The organism is Erwinia sp. GW821-FHT03D09 (genome assembly GCF_059420805.1).
Genome location: NZ_JBWKUK010000008.1, coordinates 25,842 through 50,273, shown reverse-complemented (window position 1 = coordinate 50,273; position 24,432 = coordinate 25,842). Strand labels below are relative to the sequence as shown.

24 protein-coding genes, 1 other RNA gene and 1 pseudogene are annotated in these 24,432 nt (G+C 52.6%); 7 read left to right on the top strand and 19 right to left on the bottom strand.

The annotated features are described in order from the left end of the window. Window positions 1–126: 126 nt before the first annotated feature. Entirely contained in the window at window positions 127–1,455 is a 1,329-nt protein-coding gene (gene srmB, locus AC07U6_RS09520; protein WP_494763494.1) for an ATP-dependent RNA helicase SrmB, read from the top strand. Between the two features lie 228 nt (window positions 1,456–1,683). Here the strand turns inward: srmB and grcA are convergent, their stop codons facing one another. Further along, the gene (gene grcA / locus AC07U6_RS09515) at window positions 1,684–2,067 is read right to left on the bottom strand and encodes an autonomous glycyl radical cofactor GrcA (RefSeq protein WP_205066465.1); all 384 of its coding nucleotides are present in this window, start codon (window positions 2,065–2,067) and stop codon (window positions 1,684–1,686) included. Between the two features lie 276 nt (window positions 2,068–2,343). Between grcA and ung the strand changes: the two genes are divergently transcribed. Continuing rightward, complete coding sequence (gene ung / locus AC07U6_RS09510; RefSeq protein ID WP_494763495.1) at window positions 2,344–3,024, top strand: uracil-DNA glycosylase; 681 nt, start codon at window positions 2,344–2,346, stop codon at window positions 3,022–3,024. A 47-nt stretch (window positions 3,025–3,071) separates the two neighbouring features. On the opposite strand, the gene grpE is transcribed toward ung, so the two are convergent. Further along, window positions 3,072–3,644: a nucleotide exchange factor GrpE gene (gene grpE, locus AC07U6_RS09505; RefSeq protein ID WP_494763496.1), complete on the bottom strand. Its 573-nt coding sequence runs from the start codon at window positions 3,642–3,644 to the stop codon at window positions 3,072–3,074. 122 nt (window positions 3,645–3,766) lie between these two features. On the opposite strand from grpE, the gene nadK reads away from it, so the two are divergent. From nadK to bamE, 3 genes are all read left to right on the top strand, one after another. Next, window positions 3,767–4,645 carry an NAD(+) kinase gene (gene nadK / locus AC07U6_RS09500; RefSeq protein WP_105593177.1) on the top strand — a complete coding sequence of 293 codons (879 nt, stop codon included), beginning with the start codon at window positions 3,767–3,769 and terminating at the stop codon, window positions 4,643–4,645. 86 nt (window positions 4,646–4,731) lie between these two features. Further along, window positions 4,732–6,393, top strand: a complete 1,662-nt coding sequence (gene recN, locus AC07U6_RS09495) for a DNA repair protein RecN (protein WP_494763497.1) — start codon at window positions 4,732–4,734, stop codon at window positions 6,391–6,393. A 186-nt stretch (window positions 6,394–6,579) separates the two neighbouring features. Continuing rightward, window positions 6,580–6,924 carry an outer membrane protein assembly factor BamE gene (gene bamE / locus AC07U6_RS09490; protein ID WP_494763498.1) on the top strand — a complete coding sequence of 115 codons (345 nt, stop codon included), beginning with the start codon at window positions 6,580–6,582 and terminating at the stop codon, window positions 6,922–6,924. A 54-nt stretch (window positions 6,925–6,978) separates the two neighbouring features. Here the strand turns inward: bamE and AC07U6_RS09485 are convergent, their stop codons facing one another. Continuing rightward, the gene (locus AC07U6_RS09485; RefSeq protein ID WP_494763499.1) at window positions 6,979–7,266 is read right to left on the bottom strand and encodes an RnfH family protein; all 288 of its coding nucleotides are present in this window, start codon (window positions 7,264–7,266) and stop codon (window positions 6,979–6,981) included. Continuing rightward, complete coding sequence (locus AC07U6_RS09480; RefSeq protein ID WP_494763500.1) at window positions 7,259–7,693, bottom strand: type II toxin-antitoxin system RatA family toxin; 435 nt, start codon at window positions 7,691–7,693, stop codon at window positions 7,259–7,261. Before AC07U6_RS09480 ends, AC07U6_RS09485 begins: the two co-directional genes overlap by 8 nt. A gap of 160 nt (window positions 7,694–7,853) precedes the next feature. Here AC07U6_RS09480 and smpB point away from each other — a divergent pair, with 160 nt between their 5' ends. Then, window positions 7,854–8,336: an SsrA-binding protein SmpB gene (smpB, locus tag AC07U6_RS09475; protein ID WP_105593172.1), complete on the top strand. Its 483-nt coding sequence runs from the start codon at window positions 7,854–7,856 to the stop codon at window positions 8,334–8,336. A gap of 47 nt (window positions 8,337–8,383) precedes the next feature. Then, window positions 8,384–8,748: a transfer-messenger RNA gene (ssrA, locus tag AC07U6_RS09470) on the top strand. 437 nt (window positions 8,749–9,185) lie between these two features. On the opposite strand, the gene AC07U6_RS09465 is transcribed toward ssrA, so the two are convergent. The 15 genes and pseudogenes from AC07U6_RS09465 to AC07U6_RS09395 all read right to left on the bottom strand — a co-directional run bounded on the left by AC07U6_RS09465 (window position 9,186) and on the right by AC07U6_RS09395 (window position 24,418). Then, window positions 9,186–11,951 carry a hypothetical protein gene (locus tag AC07U6_RS09465; protein WP_494763501.1) on the bottom strand — a complete coding sequence of 922 codons (2,766 nt, stop codon included), beginning with the start codon at window positions 11,949–11,951 and terminating at the stop codon, window positions 9,186–9,188. Between the two features lie 52 nt (window positions 11,952–12,003). Then, a complete protein-coding gene (locus tag AC07U6_RS09460) occupies window positions 12,004–15,093 on the bottom strand; it encodes a host specificity factor TipJ family phage tail protein (RefSeq protein WP_494763502.1) in 3,090 nt (1,029 codons plus the stop codon). After that, a complete protein-coding gene (locus AC07U6_RS09455) occupies window positions 15,090–15,470 on the bottom strand; it encodes a nitrite transporter (RefSeq protein WP_494763503.1) in 381 nt (126 codons plus the stop codon). Before AC07U6_RS09455 ends, AC07U6_RS09460 begins: the two co-directional genes overlap by 4 nt. An 11-nt stretch (window positions 15,471–15,481) precedes the next feature. Beyond that, window positions 15,482–15,961 (bottom strand): DUF1833 family protein, encoded by a 480-nt coding sequence (locus AC07U6_RS09450; protein WP_494763504.1) that lies wholly within the window; start codon window positions 15,959–15,961, stop codon window positions 15,482–15,484. Next, window positions 15,958–16,422 carry a hypothetical protein gene (locus AC07U6_RS09445; RefSeq protein WP_494763505.1) on the bottom strand — a complete coding sequence of 155 codons (465 nt, stop codon included), beginning with the start codon at window positions 16,420–16,422 and terminating at the stop codon, window positions 15,958–15,960. Before AC07U6_RS09445 ends, AC07U6_RS09450 begins: the two co-directional genes overlap by 4 nt. A gap of 23 nt (window positions 16,423–16,445) precedes the next feature. Next, the gene (locus tag AC07U6_RS09440; RefSeq protein WP_494763506.1) at window positions 16,446–19,826 is read right to left on the bottom strand and encodes a phage tail tape measure protein; all 3,381 of its coding nucleotides are present in this window, start codon (window positions 19,824–19,826) and stop codon (window positions 16,446–16,448) included. Between the two features lie 48 nt (window positions 19,827–19,874). Beyond that, a complete protein-coding gene (locus tag AC07U6_RS09435; RefSeq protein ID WP_494763507.1) occupies window positions 19,875–20,156 on the bottom strand; it encodes a phage tail assembly protein T in 282 nt (93 codons plus the stop codon). Window positions 20,157–20,179: 23 nt separating this feature from the next. Beyond that, on the bottom strand, window positions 20,180–20,551 hold the full coding sequence (locus AC07U6_RS09430; RefSeq protein WP_494764530.1) for a phage tail assembly chaperone: 372 nt from the start codon (window positions 20,549–20,551) through the stop codon (window positions 20,180–20,182). Between the two features lie 29 nt (window positions 20,552–20,580). Then, window positions 20,581–21,018, bottom strand: a pseudogene (locus AC07U6_RS09425) (phage tail tube protein); the annotation flags it as partial. A 62-nt stretch (window positions 21,019–21,080) separates the two neighbouring features. Continuing rightward, entirely contained in the window at window positions 21,081–21,428 is a 348-nt protein-coding gene (gene gp17 / locus AC07U6_RS09420) for a tail completion protein gp17 (protein ID WP_494763508.1), read from the bottom strand. Beyond that, window positions 21,425–21,874 (bottom strand): HK97-gp10 family putative phage morphogenesis protein, encoded by a 450-nt coding sequence (locus AC07U6_RS09415; protein ID WP_494763509.1) that lies wholly within the window; start codon window positions 21,872–21,874, stop codon window positions 21,425–21,427. Before AC07U6_RS09415 ends, gp17 begins: the two co-directional genes overlap by 4 nt. Then, window positions 21,871–22,206 carry a phage head closure protein gene (locus AC07U6_RS09410; protein WP_494763510.1) on the bottom strand — a complete coding sequence of 112 codons (336 nt, stop codon included), beginning with the start codon at window positions 22,204–22,206 and terminating at the stop codon, window positions 21,871–21,873. Before AC07U6_RS09410 ends, AC07U6_RS09415 begins: the two co-directional genes overlap by 4 nt. Then, window positions 22,206–22,532 (bottom strand): head-tail connector protein, encoded by a 327-nt coding sequence (locus tag AC07U6_RS09405; RefSeq protein ID WP_494763511.1) that lies wholly within the window; start codon window positions 22,530–22,532, stop codon window positions 22,206–22,208. Before AC07U6_RS09405 ends, AC07U6_RS09410 begins: the two co-directional genes overlap by 1 nt. Window positions 22,533–22,564: 32 nt before the next feature. Next, complete coding sequence (locus AC07U6_RS09400; protein ID WP_494763512.1) at window positions 22,565–23,734, bottom strand: phage major capsid protein; 1,170 nt, start codon at window positions 23,732–23,734, stop codon at window positions 22,565–22,567. Window positions 23,735–23,737: 3 nt separating this feature from the next. Further along, window positions 23,738–24,418: an HK97 family phage prohead protease gene (locus AC07U6_RS09395; RefSeq protein ID WP_494764531.1), complete on the bottom strand. Its 681-nt coding sequence runs from the start codon at window positions 24,416–24,418 to the stop codon at window positions 23,738–23,740. Window positions 24,419–24,432 lie beyond the last annotated feature (14 nt).

Genomic DNA, 24,432 nt, shown 5'->3' with positions numbered 1-24,432 from the left:
GACCTGAAAGAGAAACGGCGCTAGCATAGGGCAAACCGTGACGAAGGAAAAGTCATTAACCCGATACAAACAGATGAAGATCGCGTTCAATCTGTCTATAATCAGCGCCCCAAACTGAGGTAGACCATGACTGTAACCACTTTTTCCGAACTCGAACTAGACGAAAGCCTGCTGGAAGCCCTGCAGGAAAAAGGCTTCACGCGCCCCACTGCCATTCAGGCCGCGGCGATCCCGCCAGCACTGGAGGGTCGCGACGTTCTGGGTTCGGCACCAACCGGTACAGGCAAAACTGCGGCCTACCTGCTGCCCGTCCTGCAACACCTGCTCGACTTCCCGCGTAAGAAGTCTGGCCCGCCACGCGTTCTGATTCTGACGCCAACGCGCGAACTGGCCATGCAGGTTGCCGAGCAGGCGCGCGAACTGGCGAAACACACTCACCTGGATATCGCGACCATCACCGGCGGCGTGGCATTTATGAACCACGCGGAAGTGTTCAGCGAAAACCAGGATCTAGTGGTAGCCACCACCGGCCGTCTGCTGCAATACATTAAAGAAGAAAACTTTGACTGCCGCGCGGTTGAAACCCTGATCCTTGATGAAGCCGACCGCATGCTGGACATGGGCTTTGCGCAGGATATTGAGACTATCAGTGCCGAAACGCGCTGGCGTAAGCAGACGCTGCTGTTCTCCGCCACGCTGGAAGGGGAAGCCATTAAGGACTTCGCCGAGCGTATTCTGAACGAGCCGGTCGAAGTTGAAGCCGATCCCGCCCGTCGCGAGCGCAAAAAAATCCAGCAGTGGTATTACCGTGCGGATGATACGCAGCATAAAACTGCTCTGCTTATCCACCTGCTTAAACAGCCTGAAGTGACCCGTGCGGTGATCTTTGTGCGTAAACGCGAGCGCGTTCATGAAGTCTGCGCGTGGCTGCGTGAAGCCGGGATCAATACCAGCTACCTCGAAGGTGAACTGGTGCAGGCCAAGCGTAACGAAGCCATCAAACGCGTTGTTGAAGGCCGCGTCAACGTGCTGGTCGCTACCGATATCGCCGCGCGCGGTATTGATATCGATGATGTTAGCCACGTATTCAACTTCGATATGCCTGTAACGGCAGATACCTATCTACACCGCATCGGCCGTACCGGCCGCGCCGGCAAGAAAGGCATCGCTATCTCTCTGGTTGAAGCGCACGATCATCTGTTGCTGGGTAAAATCAGTCGCTATATCCAGGAGCCGCTGAAATCACGCATCATCGAAGAACTGCGCCCGACCACCCGTCCACCAAATGAGAAGCTGAAAGGCAAACCATCGAAAAAGGTGCTGGCGAAGCGCAAAGAGAAGAAAGATAAGGCGAAAGAAGACGAGAAGCCGCGCGCTAAAGTCCGCCACCGCGACGCCAAAAATGTCGGTAAACGCCGCAAGCCAAGTGCTGCTAAAACCGACAGTGCTGAATAATCGCACTGCATGGTAAAAAACCGCCTCTGAAGGGCGGTTTTTTTATGTAGGTAACCGATGAAAACAGGTCTTTGGTGCGAAAATTAATCGCTGTTCCAAATGCTCATTTTCCAACGCACCTCTGTTTTTGCTGAAAGTGAAAAAAAACGCCAGCAATCAGTTAATTAAACGGATTGCTGACGTGATGCGTTTATCAACAGCTCACCAATAAAATACGGTGATTATCGCTTACAAACTCTCAGTAAAGGTACGGGTAATCACATCACGCTGCTGTTCCGGCGTCAGAGAATTAAAACGCACTGCATAGCCCGATACGCGGATAGTCAGCTGCGGATATTTTTCCGGATGCTTAACCGCTTCTTCCAGCGTTTCGCGGCTTAAAACATTCACATTCAGATGCTGCCCGCCTTCTACGCGCACTTCTGGCTTCATTTCCAGCGGAATTTCGCGGTATTCGATTTGCCCCAGATCGCTTACTGGCACAACCTGATCTTCGCTGTAACCAGATTTCGCGCACACACAGCGGGCTTCCGCTTTCTCGCTGTCCAGCAGCCAGAATGAATTTAGCAGCGCGCTATTTTTTGCTTGAGTAATTTGGATTCCGGTAATCATGATGTTGCCTCCCAGGCAGTTAGCGCAGGGTGAAACTGCGCACGGATGGATGGATAAACCAGTCTTCTGTATATCAGCCCGAAATGCTCTCCTCTTTGACCCAAATCAATTGATGAAAACCGCCAATAACGGTTAATAAAGTAACATTCTGTTTTATATCAATTTTCCCCGGTTTTTTATTTCTAATATTTTTGTAAATATTCAATTATTTTTTAAGTTTAACCCCTTACTAAACCACGCTAAGCTACACGCTCTACAGACTTAAAGGAGTTGGCGATGGTCAATACTATGACCTGGCACGATGTGCTGGCTGAGGAAAAAGAAAAACCGTACTTCAGGGAAACGCTGGCTGCCGTTGCGGCTGAGCGTGCGGCCGGCAAAACGGTTTATCCGCCACAAAAAGACGTGTTTAACGCTTTTCGCCTGACGGAATTAGGGCAGGTAAAAGTGGTCATTCTGGGTCAGGACCCTTACCACGGCCCGAATCAGGCCCACGGTCTGGCCTTTTCTGTCCTGCCAGGCGTAGCGGTACCACCTTCGCTGGTGAATATGTACAAAGAACTGATGACGGATATCCCGGGGTTTCAGCGACCTAATCACGGTTTCCTGGAAAGCTGGGCGCACCAGGGCGTCATGCTGCTTAACACCGTACTGACCGTTGAGGGTGGCAAGGCGCATTCACATGCTAAATTTGGCTGGGAAACCTTTACCGATAACGTTATTGCCGCAATCAATCAGCATCGCGAAGGCGTGGTTTTTCTGCTGTGGGGTTCCCATGCGCAGAAGAAAGGCAGCATTATCGACCGAAAGCGCCACCACGTTTTGCAGGCGCCGCACCCTTCCCCACTGTCGGCACATCGCGGTTTCTTCGGTTCCGCGCACTTCTCTAAAACCAATCAGTGGCTGAGTGAACGGAATGAAGCGCCGATAGACTGGACTCCGCATCTTCCTGAATAACAGCGATAAAAAAAGCACCTGACGGTGCTTTTTTTATGCTTTAACTATCAGGCTTTAGCTTTCGCCACTGCAACCATCGCCGGGCGTAACAGGCGACCGTTCAGGGTGTAGCCACGCTGCATCACCATCATTACGTGGTTTGGCGCAACGTCTTCGGATTCCATCATCGACATTGCCTGATGCACATCCGGGTTGAATGGCACGTTAGTATCACCCACCACTTCCACACCGAATTTACCCACCGCGTTCAGCAACGATTTCATCGTCAGATCGATACCTTCGATCATCGAAGCCAGTTCCGGGTTAGTCTTATCAGCCACTTCCAGCGCACGCTCAAGGTTGTCGATCACCGGCAGCAGCTCGTTGACGAATTTTTCCAGGGCAAACTTGTGCGCCTTCTCAACGTCCATTTCCGCACGACGGCGAATATTTTCAATCTCGGCCTGAGCGCGCAGCTGCGCATCACGCACGCCCCCCAGAGATTCAGCCAGCTGGGCTTCAAGCTGCGCAATACGTTCATCGCGCGGGTCCACCCCATCTTCTGCCTGGTTTTTCGCCTGCTCGATCTCAATTTCGTCTGAGACTTGCTCGTTTGGTGTGTTCTGTTCTTTACTACTCATGAATTTCTCCGCGTTTGTGCATATTCCATCGCTGGTTCGCTTATTATGGGGATCAGAATCGCGGTTTCAAGGGAACCAGTCACATTGTCGGGGGAGTTTACCTCGTAAGGAATGCCAGAATCATGAACAGCCACTTCAACTGCATCGGGATTGTCGGCCATCCCCGGCATCCTACTGCGCTCACCACCCATGAAATGCTGTACCGCTGGCTCACCGCGCGCGGGTATCAGGTGATCATTGAGCGCCAGATTGCCCGCGAGTTGAAACTGGAAGGGGTGGAAACCGGCACGCTGGCTGAAATCGGCCAGAAAGCGGACCTTGCGGTAGTAGTCGGCGGTGACGGCAATATGCTCGGCGCCGCACGCGTGTTGGCGCGTTATGATATTAAGGTTATCGGCATCAACCGCGGTAATCTCGGATTTCTGACCGATCTCGACCCGGATAACGCCCAGCAACAGCTGGCTGACGTGCTGGAAGGCGAATACTTTGTTGAAAGCCGTTTTCTGCTGGAGGCACAGGTATGCCGCCAGTCCGGCGCGCCGCGCATCGGCACCGCCATCAATGAAGTGGTCCTGCATCCGGGCAAAGTGGCCCATATGATTGAGTTTGAAGTTTATATCGATGAAAGTTTCGCCTTTTCGCAGCGTTCCGACGGCCTGATCATCTCCACGCCGACCGGCTCCACCGCCTATTCTCTCTCAGCAGGTGGCCCGATCTTAACCCCATCGCTGGACGCGATTGCGATAGTGCCAATGTTCCCGCACACCCTTTCAGCACGGCCGCTGGTGATTAACAGCAGCAGCACGATCCGCCTGCGCTTTTCTTCCCTGCGCAGCGATCTGGAAATCAGCTGCGACAGCCAGATTGCACTGCCGATCCAGGAAGGGGAAGATGTACTGATCCGCCGTAGCGACTATCACCTCAATCTTATTCACCCTAAAAATTATAACTATTTCAATACTTTAAGCTCAAAACTCGGCTGGTCAAAAAAATTATTCTAAAACTGTGCCTGGCTACTTTACTGGTCATAAAACCAGTATATACTGTATAAAAAACCATATATGTGTTTTCATACAGGAAGGCAACTATGCTGGCACAACTGACCATCAGTAACTTTGCTATCGTTCGTGAACTGGAGATCGATTTTCAGCGCGGCATGACGGCAATCACCGGCGAAACCGGTGCGGGTAAGTCCATCGCTATTGACGCGCTGGGGCTTTGTCTGGGTGGTCGTGCCGAAGCGGACATGGTTCGCCAGGGCGCATCCCGTGCGGATATCTGCGCCCGCTTCTCGCTGAAGGATACGCCTTCAGCCCAGCGCTGGCTGAGCGAGAACCAGCTGGATGACGGCAACGAGTGCCTGCTGCGCCGCGTCATCAGTAGCGATGGCCGTTCGCGCGGATTCATCAATGGTACTTCGGTGCCACTCTCCCAGCTGCGTGAACTGGGCCAGGTGCTGATTCAGATCCACGGACAGCACGCGCATCAGCTGCTGCTCAAACCCGAACATCAGAAAACTCTGCTGGATGCCTACGCGGGCGAAACGCTGCTGCTGCAAAATATGGCGCAGCGCTATCGCCAGTGGCACCAGAGCTGCCGCAACCTCGCACACCATCAGCATCAGGCACAGGAGCGCGAAGCGCGCCGCGAACTGCTGCAGTATCAGCTGAAAGAACTGAATGAATTCGCCCCGGTACAGGGTGAGTACGAGCAGATTGACGAAGAGTACAAGCGCCAGGCTAACAGCGGCCATCTACTTTCCGTCAGCCAGCAGACACTGCTGATGCTGGCAGATGGCGAAGACCATAACCTGCAAAGCCAGCTTTATACCGTTCGTCAGCTCATGGGCGAGCTTACCGAAATGGATGACAAGCTCAGCGGCGTATTTGGCATGCTGGAAGAGGCCGCCATTCAGATTAGCGAAGCCAGCGACGAGCTGCGCCACTACTGCGATCGCCTGGATCTGGACCCTAATCGTCTTCAGGAGCTGGAACAGCGCCTGTCGCGGCAAATCAGCCTTGCCCGCAAGCATCATATCCCACCGGAAGAGCTGCCTGGCTTCCATCAGCAACTGCTGGCTGAACAGCAGCTGCTCGACCAGCAGGAAAGCGATCAGGATGAACTGGCTCAGGCGGTAGCCGAACACCACGCAGCCGCATTGCACTGTGCCGAACAGCTGCACGAACGCCGCGCGCACTTTGCCGAAGAGCTGAGTCGTTTGATCACTGAAAGTATGCACGCGCTGTCAATGCCGCACGGTCGCTTCACTATCGACCTGCAGTTCAACCCTGAGCACCTGACGGCGGAAGGCGGCGATCGCATTGATTTCCGCGTCAGCACCAACCCCGGCCAGCCGCTACAGCCACTGGCGAAAGTGGCCTCCGGCGGTGAGCTGTCGCGCATCGCGCTGGCTATTCAGGTGATTACCGCCCGTAAGATGGATACGCCGGCCCTGATCTTCGATGAGGTCGATGTGGGTATCAGCGGACCAACTGCCGCCGTGGTAGGCAAAATGCTGCGCCAGCTGGGTGAATCGACCCAGGTGATGTGCGTTACCCACCTGCCGCAGGTTGCAGGCTGTGGCCATCAGCACTTCTTTGTCAGCAAAGAAACCGATGGCGAAATGACTGAAACCCATATGCAGTGCCTGGACAAACGCTCGCGCCTGCAGGAACTGGCACGTTTACTGGGCGGAAGCGAGGTCACTCGCAACACGCTGGCGAACGCAAAAGAACTTTTAGCCGCCTGAGCATTGCACTTTTTTACCGGTTTGTGGTCATATCCTTGCTTCGCAGAGGTTTTAAACTGCGTAAAGGTTTATTATCATCGGCAACTTACGCTGGTATCGTAGTTGTACACTGATAGACCCAGATTGCCGGGGCGGCTGCTTCAGGTGGGTGGGGATACAAATAGCCACAAAGGAATAAACATACTTATGCGCTGTAAAACGCTGACTGCTGCGGTGGTTCTTCTGATGATGACCGCTGGATGTTCCACTCTGGAGCGAGTGGTTTACCGGCCTGATATCAACCAGGGTAACTACCTGGTTGCCAACGATGTTGCCAAGATCCACACCGGTATGACGCAACAGCAGGTTGCTTACACTCTGGGTACGCCGATGATGCACGATCCGTTCGGCAACAACGTCTGGTACTACGTATTCCGCCAGCAGCCTGGCCATGAGCCAATCAAACAGCACACCCTGACGCTGACCTTCGACAGCAACGGAACGCTGACCAACATTGATAATAAACCGGCTCTGACAAAATCTGAGGGTTGATCCACTACGACGTAAAAGTCGTAGAACGGAGACAAAATAAGGCGCAACGGCGCCTTATTTTTTTGCTGCGCGCTCAGCCCGCTGGCGGCGTAGCTCTTTCGGATCGGCAATCAACGGACGGTAGATTTCAATACGATCGCCGCTCTGCACTTCATCATGCAGCTTTACCGGGCGGCTATAGATGCCGACTTTGTTTTCCTGCAGATCGATATCGCTTCGCAGGTCGAGCAGGCCGGATGCCTTTATCGCATCTTCAACCGTGCTGCCTTCCGGAACCTTGACGCTGTACAGATACTGTTTTTCCGGTAGTGCATAGACAACTTCAACCGCAATATCAGGCACTGTAGACCTCTTTCGCACGCTGGGTGAAAGCCTGAACCATGCTGCTGGCCAGTTCTTTAAAGACGCGCCCAAATGCCAGTTCAACCAGCATATTGGTGAACTCGAAATCCAGGTTCAGCTCAACTTTACAAGCTTCCTCGCTCAGTGGAGTAAACCGCCAGCCGCCGCTTAATTTGCGGAACGGGCCATCAACCAGCTGCATATGGATGCTCTGGTTATCCGTCAGGGTATTGCGGGTAACGAAAGTTTTACTGATGCCCGCCTTGGAAACATCTACGGATGCGGTCATCTGATCGTTGCTGGCTTCAAGTACACAGCTGCCGGTACAACCCGGCAGAAATTCCGGATAGCTGTTGACATCATTCACTAACCGGTACATTTGCTCAGCACTGTACGGCACCAGCGCCGAACGACTAATCTGGGACATAACAATTCCTGTCTAATCTTAGAACTTTTAAATAATACCATTGCCGGGATTCAAACAAAAATTCTCTCCTGGCTGGCATCTGCTAGAATACCCCTTTCCCCTTTCGGTCACGTTACAGGGGATGCCAAAAATCACGGCTTCATGTACACTAAGTGGCACTATGACAAAGAAAAAAGCACATAAACCCGGTTCCGCTACCATTGCCATGAACAAGCGTGCCCGCCACGAATACTTCATTGAAGAAGAGTTCGAAGCTGGGCTTTCGCTACAGGGATGGGAAGTTAAATCTCTCCGTGCCGGGAAGGCCAATATCAGCGACAGCTATATTCTGCTGCGTGACGGTGAAGCTTTCCTGTTCGGTTCAACATTCCAGCCGTTGAGCGTGGCCTCTTCGCATGTGGTTTGCGATCCTACCCGCAGCCGCAAGCTGCTGCTGAAGCAGCGCGAACTCGATACTATCTTTGGCAAAGCCAACCGCGACGGATACACCATCGTGGCGCTGTCGATGTACTGGAAAAATGCCTGGGCCAAGCTGAAGATCGGCGTGGCGAAAGGTAAGAAAGAGCACGACAAGCGCGATGACATCAAAGATCGTGAATGGAAATTAGACAAAGCGCGTATTATGAAGCACGCGAATCGCTAAGCTACTGGCTTAGCGACAGGTTTTTCTGTTATACTGTTTCTCTACTTGGGGCTGATTCTGGATTCGACGGGATTTGCGAAGCCCTAGGAGCATGCCGAGGGGCGGTTTGCCTCGTAAAAAGCCGCAAAAAAATAGTCGCAAACGACGAAAACTACGCTTTAGCAGCTTAATAACCTGCTAAGAGCCCTCTCTCCCTAGCTTCCGCTCTTAAGACGGGGATTAAAGAGAGGTCAAACCCAAAAGAGATCGCGTGGATGCCCAGCCTGGGGTTGAAGCGTTAAAACTAATCAGGCTAGTTTGTTAGTAGCGTGTCCGTTCGCAGCTAACCGGCGAATGTAAAGACTGGACTAAGCATGTAGTGCCGACGGTGTAGTAATTTCGGACGCGGGTTCAACTCCCGCCAGCTCCACCAATCCAGATAGGACAGTGACAGGACAGCACATTATTTTTCAGGCAGTTAGTCACTGAGTCCGGACAGTAACCAGACTGTAAACGGACAAAAAAGGATACGTAAAGGAGCCGCGACTCCTGAGCGATGAGAAAGCCCGCTTTTGCGGGCTTTTTTGTGCCAAGACAGACTATTGGCTATTACAGCTTTTGCTTTTCACTTCGAAGACTACATTTACAGAACCGCAGAAAAACACCTCAATGATCTAACATCAGACCCGGTTCCAGCTGTTGCCGAACTTGCAGCAGAGGCACTGAACCGCTGTAAACGGATGCCTTAGCGAAAAGCGAAAGAAGAAGAAGGGCTAGATAGCCCTTCTTCTTCTCCCATAACTATATTTCCAACACCTGATTTTTTTCTCTCATAGCATCCAAAGGGTTATGGCCATCACTGGTCCATCATCAATACCAGATGTTAGCTCGATCCAACACCAGGAATTGCCCATCATAGACAAACTCACCGATGGTGTGCTGGCCTGCAGTACCACCATTCACCCACGCTACTGGGAATTTGTATGCTGTGCCGAACGTGACCGCTCTTCCGCCAGTTGCGTCCTGCGTCAGATAAAACCGTATCTTATCCCCGCGATTGAGCGTGGCGAGATTAGCGGCAGATGCAGTGAACTGCACACCCCGGTTTAGTGTAAGCACATAGTTGAAGCCCCGCCCCCATATCGGATTGTAAGTATCTGCAGTCGTGTCAGCCGGTGACTGGCTGATTTTTTCCCTGTCCTTCAGTTCCCAGGTATTGCTTGCATCGTTGAACTGATGGCGTCCGACAACGTTACCTGTCGGGTTAGTGTTAAAGACAACATCCCCGTGATTTCCGGCCGGCGGGTAGTCAGTAAGGTTAACCGGAACGTCCAGGCCCTTCGCGTAATATTTACCGGCCTCAACACGGCAGACCCCGGTGTTATTCAGCGTATTGACTGCACCGAATATCTCCACCACAGCAGACGCATCCCGCGTCCAGTACGGCATGTCTGTCGTCTCAAGCACGGTAGATGAGTGGTATGCCTCAATCTTGTTGTAGGTGTTGCAGAATCCACTCGCCCCTTTTACGTGCAGGTTGTTGCACAACACCTTGCCTTTGTTGCCGGTAACCAGGTTCTCATGGATGACGCGCTCACCGCCCTCAACGACCAGATTGTCCAGCAGTATTCGGTTCCAGAGCGCCCGCATCCAGATAAGCCGCCCGCTACCGGCGGTCGGGAAGGTAAACTTACCGGAGATTTTAAGTGTATCGATAAAGCCCCCTGCAGACTCTCCCGCATCCCCACTCTGGGTTCGCGCCCGCTCAGTATGCACTACCGCCTGTGCACCGTTAAGCGGTCTGGCGTTGGCAAAATGCAGGTCCATCAGGCCGATACTGCAGTTATTGCCGATATATGCGATGGATTTTAACGGCATCCCCTCTTTGTATCGGATGCTTTTTATTCCGATGTGCTCGATGTTGCCGGTGAGGCCATAGCGGTTCCCCATCGTGATACACCAGGTACCGCTGTTCAGGGAGCACACTTCGTAGTCGTCGATAGTGAAGCTTTTCATTTTATCGGTGTTCAGATAAAAATCGTCTTTCGTCTGCGACGCGCAGGAACATGATCCGATATGGAATTTACCGATATCTGTGTATGAGAGAATACCGTCACGGATTGCGGAAATAATCTGAAGACGAACAGAGCCTGAGATACTCCCGATCCCGATATCCCAGAAGCGGTAGCCGGGCGCACCTGCAACTTTCATGGCCGTCAGCGCATTCTGTGGCATCAGATGATCGGCGTAGATGCTGTACCCATGCCCGCGACTCAGCTGATACGCCTCGTAGTCTCCATTTGTCAGCGCCAGAAGGTCATCACCCGTCGCCCCGCCAAGCGTGCCCACACTGATGCCGACAAAAGGCGGTTGAATATGCAGGCCGTCAGAAAAGTTGTAAAAATTAATACGCGGTACACGGACGTTTCGAACGTTAGCCAACAGCACCGCATATTTTCTGATATTGAACGCATCATTCACTTCCAGTATGAGGTTATTCACCCCCCAGAACGACATCCCCATATATTTAACGCGATCGTCAAAGTCAGTCACTGAGGCAGTGGAATTTCCGCGCCAGTTTCCATCAATACGGCCCTGAATATCGACTTTAATATCCGTATCCGCTTTAAAACAGAACAGTCCGTTCCAGAAGTCAGTATTCGCAGTTGCTGAGTTAGTAAGCATCGTTGAGTGGCTTTCAACAATGATCGTGTTCGCATCCACGACTGAAATAACCCGCATAATGCCGTCATAGCCGAACTCTTTCGCGCCATGAAATGCAGCCCAGTCTCCGCGAACGAACGGATGACTGTTGCAGACAACAGTAATATAATTACCGCTTTTGATATCCGAGCCATCGAGATAAACGTTAATCGCTGTGGTATTTTTCGTCATGCTGGTTACAACATAACGGGATGCAGAAAACGCCTGGTTGACGAGAAAGGGATTGGATTTTCCGGCTACCTGTTTCCAATCAGCTCCCGCGGCAGTACGGAAAGATGTTCCGGATTTAATAACGCTATGCAAGTTATACAGGTATTCTCCGGGGGTGTTATAGTTGATCTCTCCCCTTGCATTTAACGCCGACTGCAACAGCTGCACATCCGTTGCAGCATTGCCGGATGCCGCAGGCATAAAAATAGTGCCCAACTCTGCCCGCAGCTGCCCCTGGCCGACATCGACAAAATTTTGTTTATCTGTCGCGTTCCAAGTGGCCTCTGTTGTTCCCGCCGTAGTGTATCCCGAGCCAATTACTACTGAGGCAGCCAACTTCCAAAAAGTACCACTGTAAGCAATAAGCTGATTATACCCAGTCAATGTCAATGGCCCGTCCTCATAACGACCGAGAACCTGTGAGCCGGCGTTTATAATTGCAGTTTCAAGTCTTGCCTGCTGGCCGGAGAGTTGATCGTCGAATGTATGTGCCTGTTGATTTAACTGAGAGTAAAAACTTTCTTCTGCCTGGCTGATAATCTCACCTGCTTCTTCTGTAATTGCTGACCATGACATTAATGGCTCCCCTGACCTGTCAGGCACCGTCTTATCTGATCCGTTGATTAACTTATCGAGGCGAGTGGCATTATCCAGCAGAACTTCCGGGTTTGAACTTCCCAGCGGTGGATTGAATGAAGCCATATTTACTCCATAAAAAAACCCGCCGGAGCGGATTGCAGGTTAATTGATGTGGTTAAACGGTATCGCCTGGATACGTTGCGTCGTCGTAGCTGTAGAAAATCTCTTTATACTCCGGCGCGGTGAGCTGGCAGGTGCCGTCACTGTCTGGCGCTATTTCAGCAACGATCCCGTGCCTTGCTGCCTGCATACCGTCGCAGAACATCAGGCGGGGTAATTCGATGTCCGGGTCATCCATCAGCCAGCTGTCAGGGTCCAGATCATCGCTATACGGAACGCTGAGCGTGTATTCATCCACCTTCGTTGGTGTCAGCAGGCGTGATGCCCTTCCGTCCTGAAATCTTATCCAGCAGCGCGGGCTGGTATAAGACCAGTTTAGCGGTTCGGTGACCTGTAACGTAATTTTCTGCTGGTCATGCTGCATCGAGTCAATCAGGCAGCTGATGGTTTTCCCAGTGATATCATCAGCCAGGATAATCCGGTCACCATACTGATAGCACCACGCGTCCAGCTCTGTTGTTGCGGTGTAGGTCCGGCGCTGATGCAGGTGCTTCATCAACCGGCGCATGCCTATGCGGTAAGCACGATCCTCGCTCGTTACCATATCCAGCGAATAATCCTCCGTTTTACGCGGTACCGGATTATCCGCTGTCCTGCACTGAACGGTTTCTTCAGCCCAGGTCACCGGGTTGATATATTTGACGTCCACGCCGTCGTAATCATCATCTGACGGCGCCCGGAAAGCCGTTTCCATCTCCCCTACTGTCTCTTGAGGGGTGATCATCCCCGTCCAGTTTTTTATCCCCTCCCTTCCGGCAGATAAGAGTCCGTCAGACAGCAGAAAATACCCCATTCCCGCTTCGACTATTTTATCGAACACATCTTTTGCTGACGTGCTGTCGCTTGCCGCTTCATAGTCAAAGTGCTCGCCGCGTGGCGTCCAGTACGTCGCCTCCAGTTGATTAATGGTAGCCATATCAATCTGGTTGTCGTTATATCCCAGGCTTCGCGCAACGTGATAAAACGCACCCGAAATGCTGCGGGATGTATGGCCATCATACAGGCGCGTGACCACGGCATTTACCCGACGATCTGACTGTGAAGCCAGACGGTTGCCGGTTCGCACCGTCAGCGCCATTGTCGTGAGGTTGTTGTAGCGTGATGGCCGCGTCGGCAGTTTTGCCCTCATCGCCTGCCACTGCACGGAATCACGCGTAGTGCCGCCCCACACAGGGGTGTCACGCTTAACCCGGACTTCATAATTTCCGGCAATAGGGAAGGTGATCGACTCGGTATAGCCGATCATATTGACCGTGTCGTTACCGTGTTTGATTTTGGCTGAGGTCCATTCTGCTGAGCCTGAAAGTCGGTACTGGATGGTTATCTCAACGTCATGCCAGTGGATTTTCCCATCCTTACTACCGATATCCACCAGCCCCTGCGGGTAGACAAAATTGAGCTCAATCTGCGTGGTGGTTTCACCTTCAGGGCAGCACAGGAATGGCCCCATCCAGTCATATGTATCATTCACGCCTGTCACGCTGGCATCCAGCAACGTTCTGGGAGTGAATCCCGGCCAGCTGGCATCTGCAACCAGTTGGCCGGTGATATCTTCAACCATTCGTTCAACGCTGAGCGTCAGGCCGTCAACATCGGTGATGCGGAACTGATCGCCTTTAGCTCCAAACGCTATACGCTGCGTACCATCAGGTATGCCGGAAAACGCCGTACCTGTCGCGCTGTTCCACGCCAGGGTGACAGAGGGAAGAACCTCAGGACTTCCGCCGCTTGAGGTAACACCCGCGACATTAACCGGCGCATCGCCAAACAGTGATGGCGGAAGAACGGTTGTGCCAATCGAATTGCCGCTGTACGGACTGGATTTCTCAGCGATCTGCAGAACGCCGCCTGCGTCCCGCGCCACCAGACCGGAGCCAGTCAGCTGATCATCAATTGCATCAGTCAGACCAGACATCGTCAGATAGTTCGCGCTGAGTGCCACAACATAGCTGACGCCTGCCCAGATCAGAGTGAATGACAATGCCGAGGTGCTGAAGTCGTATGTTGTTGGAGCAGCGCTGGACGTAACCGAGGCTGCAGAACCTCCGACGCCGGGAATGGCTGGCGTGCCAGGGTCATATGACGCAATGAACAGATCATAGTCATACGTTCCCCACTGCAGGCTCACGGCCATTCCAACTGATGGGTTTAATTCCGTGAAATCCCCATAGATAACGTTACGGCCACCAGCAGTAGTAGTAGTGAAGGAATCAGGCGCGATAACGGTTATCACTGTGCCGGTTGTCCATGATTCCGGTACAGAGGTATCGTCATCTGCGTCTTCATCATCTGACGTCTGGCCAATCAGTGAAATACTGTTCCCGGAGACAATCACGGCGTCCGCGCTGATACTCACGTTATCCGGCCCTGTTGAAGCCAGATCGAGGCCAGCGGTACCTGACGTTGTTCCACCCACTTCCGTCGAGTTAAACCAGTTATCAGCCCTTCTGTCTCCGCTGACGTCTGCCCCCGGTGCATAGATGGTCAGGGACGTGTCCTCACCGAAGGAATTAACTGGCGTATTGCCGATCTTAATGTCACCCGGATTAACGATGACGTAATTACCGAAACCGACACTGAGAAACATCTCGGTGCGGTAAATCTGCGGGTCATGTTTATCGAAGCGGCTTATCGGCTGTAACAGGTAATCAGGGAACACCCGGCAACGCCCCAGCACCTCACGAACAGGATCGCCGAGTTTTGCGGTATTAGCTTTCGCGGGTGCCAGGTCCAGCTGATCGCCATTTCCCGGAGACGTCCCCATTTTCCCCATCTGCGTCATCATGATGATCGAATATGCAGCCGAAGCGACAGACACGCCGATAGCCACCCATGCAGCTATTTCCAGCCCCGTGCCGTAAGGCGTCGGATAAATCCGTACATCAGAATCCGCACGCAGGTAGCAGAGTGGCCACTCTACCGGTGGCACCGCAACACCATCCACATCGACGCTGACCGGATGTACCCGGTCATTGCTGTAGCCAGGAACATTGCTAACCATCCAGTCATGCAGCGTGCAGGCCGCGTGCTGATGCGTCTCGAGCGGCTCTCCCGGCAGGCGGGACGGATAAACACGTATTGTCATTGCCAGAACTCCACGCGGCTGAAGCGGCGAACGAACCGCGCAACAGGAAGGAAAGTGACATTCATGCCCGGATTACACTCGGCGACATAAAGCTGGCCATCAACGCTGACGACTATCCCGACGTGGGTTACCGCCGAACCTGAGTAACATGCCGCGCCAGCTCCCTCGCAGGGCTCGCAGCGGATCAGCGACTTCATCAGGTTTTGCGCTTCACGATTTAAGCCATCACCGTCTTTTGTCACCCCGGCAAAATCTGGCCAGCGAGTCAGCCCGAGATCGTCGCGTATCTCGTTAATGATGCCGAAGCAGTCAAGTTCAGGATAAGACCTGCCGCCCTTCAGCCAGGTGACTGAACGGTATTTATCAGGATCAAACATGGGAAACCTCATTACATGTAACGCAGGCCCGGGTGTTCGGCGAGGTTATACCGGAAGCGTGGCCATGCTGTTTTGAGCACGTTCATATACCCGGCGGTGAGCTGAACGGACGTTGCTGTCCATGTGCCGGATTTTATTTCGAGAGTGTAAGGTGCGGCTGCAGGCGCTGACAGGTCCGTTGAGATGTACCGGCGGAACGTCAGTTTCGATGATTTCAGTTCGTCCAGAATGTTGTCTATCGCTGCCGACACAACGCCGTCGATGTTGCTGATAGCAAACTTCAGGTCTTGAGTGCCATCAGCATTTCGCGCCGGTAATGCGATATCCACGGCGCACCCTTCAAATGTTGCCTGCTCTCCGTTCTCAAGAGTGACGCTGACATCATCCCAGCCACGGGTAAACCAGTAGTTCGACTCACCGGCGGAAATCTGCACGGTGTCATGGATGACTTCAGATCCGCTGCTGGCATAAAGCCTTTCAAGTATGGTCATGCCTTTGGCCACTCCTGATTTATCGCGATGTCGATGATGGCAGAGCCTGCGAGCAGCTCCGGGTAATTACCCCATCCGACAGGCGGCAACGGACGTTCCCATAACTCTAGCGTGGCGCTGTACTGCCAGTATTTAGGCGATATCAGCGTCGGGCCTTCATAGATATCGGTGAATCTGGCTTTGTAGGGCTTAACCCCGACCGGCGTCTGGAGTTTGATGTAAAACCACGACATTCCGTCTTTGAGGGCATCCCGAAAAAACGCTTCGAAAACCTGAGCCAGGGCATCGGTTTTGAAAATCCATTTGGCGGTAACCTGCGTTGGCGTCGAAGTGTAAAGACGCCGCTGCCGGGTGCGGCCAGATGTCATTTCGGTACGCAGAAGTGGTGAAACCGGTTTGAAGCCATATCCGTCCATGAGTGGCATCGGCAGGATGTTGTCCGGGTAGAGAATATCTGCCATTAACTGTCCCTCCGGGCAGGTGGTTATTTAGGTTTTTTGGGCTGAAGGTTGCTGTATATGGCTCTGCCGAATTTGTTTTGAGGCTTCATGACTTCTGATGTAAGGCTGTCAACCAGAAGCCTGCCCAGCGCCTCAGTTCGCTTATCAATTGCCAGAAGTGTTGCATCGTCAGGCTTGCCGGTGAAGGTATTGGGAGCACTGACATGCACAGTAATTCTTGGCTGAGATTCAATCTGCTGCGCTGCGGCTTCGATTGCGGCCGACTGCCGGCCGACTGCGCGAACACCGAGAGAACCATCCGCACCACGGGTCAACGGCATGATCGCTTCCGGTCCTGCTTCACCAAACACTCCCGCGCCTTTGGCAAACGCGAAATACTGCGGCGTGCTGTAAACACCGTTGCTGTATGACGACAGTGACGGTGAATCGTATACACCACCTTTCGCATTAGCGTATGCCGCGAAACTGGTGCTCATTCCCATCGCACCAGCGCCACTTGCTGCACTACTCGCACCACCAAACAGGCTACCGAACAGTCCACCGCCACCGCCAAACGACGCCATAATCGTGCGGGTAATAAGTGCCTGTGTGGCCATCTGGATCATCGTATGGATCACTGTTTCCCCAAGAGATGTGAAGATGCCCGACATACCGTCTTTGAAGGTCTTCGCAGTCGTAAGAACGCCGGTCAGGTTGCTGGCGATAGAGCTGGTTGTGTTGTTAAGGATTTCGCTGGTCGCGGTGGCGGCTACCGAGCTGAGATCAGCAGCCTGGTCGGCATAATTCATCAGCGCATCAGTCACCCCGCTACGCCAGTCGGACTGCTGTTCATCGGATTTTTTATAGTAATCCTTCTGAATCTCCAGCCGTTCGTCCAGGGCTTCTTTCAGTGCCTCGGTTTGCTTCCTGTAGAGGTCTTCAGAAATCTGGCCACGACTGAAGTCGCGCTGCAGCTCATTTTGCTGGCGGGTAAAGTCAGTGCGGATATCGGCCATTTCCTTCATGCGGTCACGGGCCTTATCTCCCATTCCCGCTCCAAGGAAGTCAATGTTTCCCCGATTTCGGGCTGCATCATTAGTATCAGCCAGACCGTCACGAAACGTTTTTAACTGCTCAGCAATGTCTTTCTGGTCGATTAGCGCAGCGTTCTGAAGAAGCGTCTCCTTCCTGGATTTTTCAAGTGATGCCAGTTCGCCCTGAGTCACCTGATACTTCATTTTTGCGAGTTCAGTATTTGTCCCCGCTAAAGCTATTTGCTCCTGTTGCTGTTTGATTAAGCGCTTATAAACATCTTCTGTTTTTTCACCCTCAGTTTTTGGCCCTTTAGGCTTTGCTTTTGATTTCCCGGCTTCATTGTTCTTCCATTCAGCCAGACCGTTATTGATTAATTCCTGTCGCCCTGTCTGAAACTGCGGGTCGTTTGTCAGGTTCAGATCATCGGCGACATATGACAGGCGCAGTCGCTCTCTGGCCTCGCCTTTAAGCCTGGATAATTCCAGGTCACGGCGACTTTTTTCCAGGGCGGCTTTCTGCTTATCTGAAAATTCAGTTTGTGGGATACGTAACGGGGCATTTACCAGCCCCTGCCGCTGTGCGAGCAGAGTATTACCCAGTCCCAGCAACCGGTTAAACTCCGTGTTCTGACCGTTCATCATGACCAGAGACTGATATGCTGAGTTTTGTTCCGCTGCCTGCTGTCGGATCAGCACAACGCGACGATGCTCTACCCCCTCCAGAACTGACTGGATGCTCTCAGATTTGGCCTGCATCTGCGACAGTCGCTCCTGCTCAACCGCCAGAGTGCTGGTCGCATCCGCCAGCCCACGTGTAGCATCATCCACGCTGGTCAGGTGGTTAATCATGTAGCCGTTAATCGTCACACCGGGGTTAGCCAGCATTTTCTGGTAACCCGCGATTTCCGTTTTAATCTGACGGACCTTTTCGGCCTGTTCTCCGATCAGACGGTTCTGTTCGTTCAGCGCCTGCCGGGTTTTTTCTCCGTTGTCTGCCGTTTCCGGCAGGCTCATTTGCCGGGTTTTTTCCCGGATCTCATCTATTTTGCTGGCGTATTCCTGTGCTGATTTACGTGCCTGCTCCTGATTCTGATACATTGCATACCAGGCACCGGCCCCCAGCATGACCAGTCCGGGAATACCGCCGACAAGCCCCAGTGCGCCGGACATCAGGCGCGATCCAACGGACGTGACATTATTCAGTGCTGTTTGTGCGGCAGTGCGGGCGGCAGTGTTTCTCGCTAATAACGCTTGTGTTGCTGCCAGCCGTTTTTCTGCCGCCGCCTGTGCATCTGTACCCCGCGCTGCTACCAGTGCCTGCTGTGCGCGATATACTGCTGCTCTGGCTCGCGCTGTGGCTATTTGTGTCCCTCTGAACTGCGCCTCTGCCAGGGCAATTTCTGATTTTGTCGCGGTAACTAACGCTGCCGTTGCAGAGGTTGCCCCCAGCGCCATATTGCCCAGGTAACGCGCCAGCCCGACAGCAATCAGCCCACCGGTAACGGTGGCTAATGTATTAATATTTTTTGCGACGGAATCCAGTATTCCGGCCAGCGTTGACGATGCGCCAACGGCAGCATCCGCCCCGCCCACCCAGGCAAGCAGTGCATTCTGCACTTTCTGCGTGGACCCACTTACAGATGCGGGTAACGTGTCGAACTCTTTACGCAGAATTTCAACGTTAGTCAGCAGCGGAACGATTTTGTCTGTCGTCAGTTCACCATTCTGTGCCATCGCACGCAGGCCACCTACGGTGGTTCCCAACCCGTCAGCCAGCAGCCGGGCCAGTCGCCCCCCATTCTCCATAATGGAGTTAAACTCCTCCCCCCTGAGCACACCGGAACCCAGCGCCTGGCTAAGCTGTGTGATTACAGAGCTGGCCTCAGCTGTGCTGGCCCCGGAAAGTTTCAGGGACGTGGCAACCGTCTCAGTGACCTTAGCCACATCCGCCGAGGCATAACCGGCATCACGCAGGGATTGCGCAATACGGCTGTACAGATTGCTGTTTGCCTCCAGCGATGTGCCTGTGCGCTGACTTATATCCATCAGGACGCGTTGAGACGCTGCGAAATCATCACTGGATGACGACGCGAGTTTTAACCTTCCGTTTAACTGATTCCACGTATCAGCAAATGCAATCAGCTGATGCGTGGCAAATGCACCAGCAAATGCGCCAGCCATTCCCATTGCTGCAGAGCGTGTGGAATTAAGCTGTGCGGTCACAGATGCCAGGGCACGCTGCGTTTCGCGCTGTGCTGATGCCGCCTGCCTGCCGCCATCCTGCATAACCCGGTAATAATCACTCCCCATGCGTGAGGCACGGGAAATTTCATTCTGAAATGACTGAGAGTTTGCGGATATTTTTATTATCAGTTCACGCAGTGTTGCCATGTCTGTTCTCTCCGGGTATAAAAAATCCGCCCGGAGGCGGTGATTATTTTATTGAGAGGCGACCAGTAATGCGGCCTCCAGTTTTGAAAACGGATCGTCTGAATTTTCATCCGGTGCATATTCCCCCCAGCGTAGCAGAGCATCATCCAGCGAACATTTTCCACCCTGCGAACCATAAATAGCGGAGACAATCTGAGCGGACTGAATATCGCCACGAATATCACCGATGGGATTAAATTTATCAAATTCTATCCACATCATTAACTCACTGGCCGTCAGACTGCTGCGCAATTCCGATAACGTGCGCCCCAGCCTGAGCGCCAGCGACATCAGAAATTTTACACCGGGGGTAGCTACTTTTCCCTGGCTTCCTCTGCCGGAATAATCAGATTCAGCGCCTGCCTGACCAGCCGGGAATGAACAGGTCCGTACACTGCGCGGATCTGATTTTCGTCATCAGCATTGAAAACTGGCTGGTAACCAGTATCCAGCACTGTATCCATAAACAGAACGATGTCTGCGCTCAGATTCAGCGCCGCGCGTTCTGCTACAGTCAGAGTTTTATCGTCGTTATCCGTATTCGCGATATCCTGCCAGCGTAACCATGCCTCGCCAGACGGCTCACGCAGAATAATCCTGACCCCACCCCATTCAGGAACTGTTACCTCTTCATGGCGAAACCCTGCCATTTTACTCAGTGCCAGCGTCTTAATATCTGTCATGATTTTTTAACCTGAATTGATGCCAGCCCCGCTGGTTTTTCGATATTTTCCGGCCTGCCTTTCAGACGCAGAGAAAACGTCGCCGAAACCACACCATTAGTCCCTGATGACCAGGTATGCTGGCGAACCTCAGCGAGAAACTTAAATCCGTTACCAGAGGGGAATATAATCTGGAATGCATAGGACGTATCATTATCATACGCATCGCGCAGTGCATCCTGTGCAGGATTTCGGTAGAAATTCCCCGACATTGATATTTCTGATGGTGACGGCAGGCCGTTTATGTTCTCCATTTCTGTTGAACATAGCGTTGTTACATCAATATCCTGTTTCTGACCTCCGGTAAATTGCACCTCTTTTATTGTGCAGCTCAGATTGATAAATGTTGCTGTCTCCATCGTTTCAGCTGTCACCGGGGCTGATGAGATGAGAACCTGCGTTAACTGCGATTTTTCATACAGTGAGGACATAGCTGTCTCCATTAAAGGGAAAACCCGCCAGGTGGCGGGTTATTCGGATTCGTTCAAACTGTTCAGTCAATAATCGTTAATTCGAGCGTGGCTCTGTGCAGATGTGTATTGGTGTCATAACCGGGAATGCGGAATAAATCAGTGGGTGACAATACGCGGAGCTTATCCAGAGCCTGTTCCCGGATTAGCCTGGCCTCATCAATTTCTGTCGCCCATACATCAATCTGAACATGTACAGTAGACTCAGCCTGTCCGCAGAGCACATCACTGCTGACATCTGAGGGCAGCGAAAACACAACATAGGGTGCAGGTACGGCAGGTAATCCGTCATTGCTCAGTGGTACAACATACGGATAAACCCGACCATCAGCCAGCGTTGCGATCAGCGGGTAAATATCGGATTCCGTCATTTGCTGAGTATCCCGTTAATAGCCTGATTCATTCGCTGCATTGCCACCGCTGCGGCTTCTTCCATACGGACATCAAATGCTGGCCTGACAAACGGGTGAGCGGGTGCTGTCGCCGTTCCCAGCTCCACAAAACGCCAGTAAAACGAGTTGCGCGGATCACTGGTTTTCATTGTGTTGTCACTGTTCCCCGTTCGGGGGTTAACGCCACGAATATGCACCCCCGATGAGATTTCACCGCGACGGCGGCTTTTCTGGGTGACGACAACAACGTTTTTCTTCAGCTTTCCGGTTTGCTCAGATGCCCTGTCAATCACTTCCTGCCGGAGGACTTCAGCCCCGGCGCGGGTCGAATCCCGGAGGACTTTATTGTTTTCAGCTTTGCTGAGGGTTTGCAGGTCTCGGGCGATATCCTGCAAACCGGAAAAATCCAGATTCACATCAATCACTTTTCAGCCCCCTGTTTACAGAGAATTTTTAGAAGGTGCCGCTTATATGGCATCGGCTGACCGATTACATTCAAAATCCATCCCCTGAAGGGACCAGCGATAACTTTTAAGCGTGAGGCTGCAAAGATGTCTGTTCTCGGACGAATGAACACATTAACATCTGCGTCAGCACGTTCAGCGCCTGCGGCCAGCAACTCGGAAACACCCATACCACGGATATCTGCAGATATGGTTCTACCCTCAATCCATTGCTCAACAGGTTGACCTGATGGTGAGCGCGAGGTGCTGAGATTCATAATGGTTATACGGTGAACTAATCTACCAGGCTCCACTATTCCCCCTTTTCCTCTTCAGCCGTTCCTGTCCAGTTCCTGACCAGAAAAAGTAAGTCATATGCTCTTTGGTTGGTATAAAGCTGGACCTCAGTTTGTGCACTTCTGTGTTCAAAGGCATCGCAAAAATAAAGAAGCATCGCACTCACGACCTGAGAGGGAATATCATCAGCTGTTTTCCAGCGAGGCTCATCGCAAACGGTGAGGCAGTGATCAAGCGCTCCCTGGGCCAGACGCTTAATCATGGCATCGCGATCATCTGAATCAAACTCGATGTACTCCCGTAGCTCTTCAATTTTGACAACATCTAAAACATCTATTGCCATAAAGTTGAGGGCGAATTACCACCCCCCCCCATTTACTTTTTAGGCGCTTCAGGAGCGGTGAAAGTACCTTTGATGATCGCAGTAGGACGGTAGTGCGCCAGTGCAAGTCGCTCTTCACAAAGAATGGTCAGCATGTTCTTCACGAAGTTGTCACGGTCTTCGCGACTCACCTCGATAGTGGCGTCCATGCGGTCCCAGACCTGGCTGGCCAGATCAAATCCGCCAACAGTAAAGGTGTTGAGCGCCTGCGCTTTGGTTGGTACCACCGGCAGACCCCACATCACATTTGCTGCAAACGCCTGAGGACCGCCGAAGATGTAACGCCCTTCACTGTCTTTGAGCAACGCGATGCTGTGCCAGTCACGCGGGTTGAGAATGATCCCTGAAGCGCTGAACTCTGATTCAGTTACCTGGAATACGGCATGAGCGATGATATCCGCCCGCGTGTCGCCAGTGGCGTTCAGGGTAGAATCATAGGCGGTGGCCACATGGTTCAGCCCTTCCAAATCGTCACCAGTGCCATCACCGTTCAGCAACTGTCGCTCTTCAGCCAGCGCAAGGCCGTACATCAGGCGGTTATTGACATAGGACTGAAGCATCGGCGCATCATCCATCACCTGACGAGACGCCTGAATCCAGTGAGCAACGGTTTTAACGTTAGCGGTCTCTTTGCTGAAAGTAATATCGGATTCCGGCTTCAGCGCTTTCTCTTTAACCGATGCTGCATTGTTGGTGAAAACTTCTTCACGTACATATTCCAGCGAATTGCTGGAAACGCGGCCCTGCGCTAACAGATCACGGATGGTCAGACGGCGCAGCCCCGGCATAACGATGCCCGGTACCTGCATTGGCTGGATCAGCGTCCCTGCTGAGGCGGCATCGCTGCCGAGTGACTTATTGAACGTTTTGGCATCAAAGATGCCTTTGCTCCCGTTCCAGGACTTGGTGAGCTCTTCGGCCGCGCGTTCTGAGAACGACTTTTTTTCTTCCGGGTTATCGGGACCAGAAGACAGGCGCTGTTCAAGATCAAAGAGGCGCTGGCCGGTTTTGGCCATCTCTTCATTGACCTTGGCCATATCATCCTGCAACTGTTTTGAGATCGTGCCGTTGCTTTCAATCTGCTTTTTCTGTTCGTCGAAAAGCCCCTGCAGTTTGACCTGGGATTCTTCGAGAGCGTTCTTAATCTGAGCGAGTTCGGACATAACTTATTTTCCTAATGTCTGATGAAAGGTGCTGATGCTCTTGAGCAGAGCGTTCATGTCTGATTCGTTTTCGCCGCCTTCGGACTCGCTCCGAACCGCTGACTTAAACCGGGCAATAAGCCCAACTGCCTGTGACTTGCTGAGCCCGACTGAATCCCTCAGCCAGCGCTCAACATCACGAATGGTTTCAATACCGTCGATACACTTCATTGCATCAACACCCGCCAGTTCGTTGGCCGGAAAAGTGCAGACGCTGATCTCTTTCAGCCAGGAGATGTTTTTGAAAATACGTCCACCGTTGGCTGCGATGGTGTAATCATCTTTAGTGACGGCGAATCCCACTGACATTCCCTCCACCGTGCCATGCAGCATGGCCGCTTTCAGATCACTGGCCGCGCTGTTACCCGGCGTAAGCTGGCCACGGACATAAAGCCCTTTGCTGTCCTCTTCGATGGAATCCCATTTGCCGACCGGGATTTCCCACTCGCGATGGTTAAAAAACATCGCCACCTTACGGGTCTGTTTTTCGAGGGTATTTTTGTAAGCGCCGGACAGAATGATGTCGCCGTCAGAGTCTTCATTTCCAAAGACAGACGAATAACCTTCAAAAATCCCCTGCTTACCGTCACCGGCAAACTTGATCTCGGTTTCATCGAAAGAAAGCGTTTTGATGATGTCAGCCATCATGGCCCCCATAA

Coding starts and splice junctions, on each gene's coding strand:
- srmB (WP_494763494.1), top strand. CDS start 127: ATGACTGTAACCACTTTTTCCGAACTCGAACTAGACGAAAGCCTGCTG.
- grcA (WP_205066465.1), bottom strand. CDS start 2,067: ATGATTACCGGAATCCAAATTACTCAAGCAAAAAATAGCGCGCTGCTA.
- ung (WP_494763495.1), top strand. CDS start 2,344: ATGGTCAATACTATGACCTGGCACGATGTGCTGGCTGAGGAAAAAGAA.
- grpE (WP_494763496.1), bottom strand. CDS start 3,644: ATGAGTAGTAAAGAACAGAACACACCAAACGAGCAAGTCTCAGACGAA.
- nadK (WP_105593177.1), top strand. CDS start 3,767: ATGAACAGCCACTTCAACTGCATCGGGATTGTCGGCCATCCCCGGCAT.
- recN (WP_494763497.1), top strand. CDS start 4,732: ATGCTGGCACAACTGACCATCAGTAACTTTGCTATCGTTCGTGAACTG.
- bamE (WP_494763498.1), top strand. CDS start 6,580: ATGCGCTGTAAAACGCTGACTGCTGCGGTGGTTCTTCTGATGATGACC.
- AC07U6_RS09480 (WP_494763500.1), bottom strand. CDS start 7,693: ATGTCCCAGATTAGTCGTTCGGCGCTGGTGCCGTACAGTGCTGAGCAA.
- smpB (WP_105593172.1), top strand. CDS start 7,854: ATGACAAAGAAAAAAGCACATAAACCCGGTTCCGCTACCATTGCCATG.
- AC07U6_RS09465 (WP_494763501.1), bottom strand. CDS start 11,951: ATGGCTTCATTCAATCCACCGCTGGGAAGTTCAAACCCGGAAGTTCTG.
- AC07U6_RS09460 (WP_494763502.1), bottom strand. CDS start 15,093: ATGACAATACGTGTTTATCCGTCCCGCCTGCCGGGAGAGCCGCTCGAG.
- AC07U6_RS09455 (WP_494763503.1), bottom strand. CDS start 15,470: ATGTTTGATCCTGATAAATACCGTTCAGTCACCTGGCTGAAGGGCGGC.
- AC07U6_RS09450 (WP_494763504.1), bottom strand. CDS start 15,961: ATGACCATACTTGAAAGGCTTTATGCCAGCAGCGGATCTGAAGTCATC.
- AC07U6_RS09445 (WP_494763505.1), bottom strand. CDS start 16,422: ATGGCAGATATTCTCTACCCGGACAACATCCTGCCGATGCCACTCATG.
- AC07U6_RS09440 (WP_494763506.1), bottom strand. CDS start 19,826: ATGGCAACACTGCGTGAACTGATAATAAAAATATCCGCAAACTCTCAG.
- AC07U6_RS09435 (WP_494763507.1), bottom strand. CDS start 20,156: ATGTCGCTGGCGCTCAGGCTGGGGCGCACGTTATCGGAATTGCGCAGC.
- gp17 (WP_494763508.1), bottom strand. CDS start 21,428: ATGACGGAATCCGATATTTACCCGCTGATCGCAACGCTGGCTGATGGT.
- AC07U6_RS09405 (WP_494763511.1), bottom strand. CDS start 22,532: ATGGCAATAGATGTTTTAGATGTTGTCAAAATTGAAGAGCTACGGGAG.
- AC07U6_RS09400 (WP_494763512.1), bottom strand. CDS start 23,734: ATGTCCGAACTCGCTCAGATTAAGAACGCTCTCGAAGAATCCCAGGTC.
- AC07U6_RS09395 (WP_494764531.1), bottom strand. CDS start 24,418: ATGGCTGACATCATCAAAACGCTTTCTTTCGATGAAACCGAGATCAAG.